This is a genomic window from Microcystis sp. M49636_WE2, assembly GCF_030065375.1.
GTDB lineage: Bacteria > Cyanobacteriota > Cyanobacteriia > Cyanobacteriales > Microcystaceae > Microcystis > Microcystis aeruginosa_C.
This window is the reverse complement of record NZ_JASJFG010000607.1, coordinates 1-2,466: the sequence shown is the minus strand read 5'-3', so window position 1 is coordinate 2,466 and position 2,466 is coordinate 1. Positions and strand designations below refer to the sequence as shown.

Annotated in this window: 1 protein-coding gene; it reads right to left on the bottom strand. The window is 41.6% G+C overall.

All coding sequences use genetic code 11. The features are described from left to right. Nucleotides 1-23: 23 nt before the first annotated feature. The gene (locus PX484_RS14000) at nt 24-2,246 is read right to left on the bottom strand and encodes a WD40 domain-containing protein (RefSeq protein WP_288104323.1); all 2,223 of its coding nucleotides are present in this window, start codon (nt 2,244-2,246) and stop codon (nt 24-26) included. Nucleotides 2,247-2,466: the final 220 nt, after the last annotated feature.

Genomic DNA, 2,466 nt, shown 5'->3' with positions numbered 1-2,466 from the left:
TTGCTGTCACCCCAAACACAAGTTTACTGTCTCACCCGCCAAATTTTGATAGTTTTGTCAGCACTCCCACTAGCTAAATAGCGACCATCGGGACTATATGCTACTGAGAAAACTGTCTCAGAATGACCGGTAAGGGTACGCAATTCGTTTCCCGTTGCTACCTCCCAAATTTTGATAGTTTTGTCCTGACTCCCACTAGCTAAATAGCGTCCATCGGGACTATATGCTACTGACCTAACTACCTCAGAATGACGAGTAGGGGTACGCAATTCTCTTACCGTTGCTACCTCCCAAATTTTGATAGCACCGTCACCAATCCCACTAGCTAAATAGCGGCCATCGGGACTATATGCTACTGATAAAACCCCCTCGGAATGACCAGTAAGAGTACGCAATTCTTGTCCCGTTGCTACTTCCCAAATTTTGATAGTTTTGTCACTACTACCACTAGCTAAATAGCGGCCATCGGGACTATATACTACTGACCAAACCCCTTTAGAATGACCAGCAAGAGTACGCAATTCTTTTCCCGTTGCTGTCTCCCAAATTTTGATAGTTTTGTCCGAACTACCACTAGCTAAATAGCGGCCATCGGGACTATATGCCACTGACCAAAACGTCATATAATGACCAGTAAGGGTACGCACTTTTCCCGTTGCCACCTCCCAAATTTTGATAGTTTTGTCAAGACTCCCACTAGCTAAATAGCGGCCATCTGGACTATATGCCACTGACCAAACCGTCATAGAATGACCAGTAAGAGTACGCAATTCTGTTCCCGTTGCTGTCTCCCAAATTTTGATAGTTTTGTCCGAACTACCACTAGCTAAATAGCGGCCATCGGGACTATATGCTAGTGAATAAACCTGGCCAGAATGACCAGTAAGGGTACGCAATTCTGTTCCCGTTACTACATCCCAAACTTTGATAGTTTTGTCCCAACTACCACTAGCTAAATAGCGACCATCGGGACTATATATTACTGAATCAACCCAGCTAGAATGACCAGTAAGGCTTTTATCTAAGAAGCGAAGACTAGATAAATCAGATATTAATAATTGAGGACTAGCAGGAAACTCTAAATATTTAAAATAACCATAACCTTGCGTTATTCCTACTCCTAATAACAAAACTCCACCAAGAGCTATTAATCCATTTCTCAGATTATTATTTTTAACCAGTTGTGCTGGTGTTTTTTTTGGTACAGCTACAGGTGAAACTGGCGGAGAAGGATTAATCTTAGGAATAACTGGCGGTTGTTTTTGAGTTACAACAGGCTGCGGATTTGCTGCTGGTGGAGATGGCCTATTAGGATTTATAGGAGGTAACTTTAATTGCCGTTCAATCTCATCCAAACGCTGTAAAATAACCCTAGTATTAGCCGGTCTATTCTTGGGTAATCTTCCCATCAACTCATCAATAAAATCCAACAATAACGGGTGAATATTTTCCGTTTCTTCTCGCCAAGATAAAACATCATTAACCGCATCATAAATTTCTAAGGGATGTTTTCCGGTTAATAAATGCACAAAAGTTCGTCCTAAAGCATGAAAATCTGATTGAATCACTGCTTGGCCATGTTGTTGTTCATTGGGTGTATATCCGGCTGAGGTAATACCTGTCACCTGTTGACCTTTTACCTTTTGATGATAGGTTTGGGTTTCTTCCCTTGCTGTGCCAAAATCAATTAACACCAACTCGCCACTATTCCGCAGCATGATATTAGGGGGTTTAATATCTCGATGCAGCCAATTCTGTTGATGAATTTTATCGAGAATTAAAGTAATTTCTCTCAGCCATTTTAAGGCTCGTTTTTGACTTAACTTATCATACTGCTTTAGCCACTGTTCTAAATTAATCCCCTCCACTTTTTCCATAACTAAACAGTGTAATATTTTCCCCTCCCTTGTGGAATATTGAAAATAGGCATCTGCGCGAGGAACACCGGTGACATTTTGACGACTCAACTCTAATAAAACGTCATATTCCCGTTTAAATAATTCCACTGCCTTCGGTTCATTATTCCATTTTTCTTGTAATACCTTGAGGATTTTGGCTGTAAAACCTTCAAAAGCCTCATAAACAACGCCAAAACCGGTCGTATCACTCAATAACCGACTTACCCTATATTTACCATTTAACAACAACTCAGAGCCGCAACTTTGACAGTAACGAGTATTCGAGTTATTATTACTCGGATGGTCTGGTTGAGAACAATCGGGATTAATGCAGTAACAGGGTTTCATCTCGGCTATCAGTTATTTTATTGAGTGAATAATTACAAGTTTTCCCTTACCTGTCTTTGAAGGCATTTTATCATAAGTAAGTAGGCGTTAAAAATTATCAGATGCCCCCCTTATTAAGGGGGATCCCCCCGCCTATCGGCACCCCCCTTATCAAGGGGGATCCCCCCGCCTATCGGCACCCCCCTTATCAAGGGGGGCAGGGGGGATCGAACCTAAAATC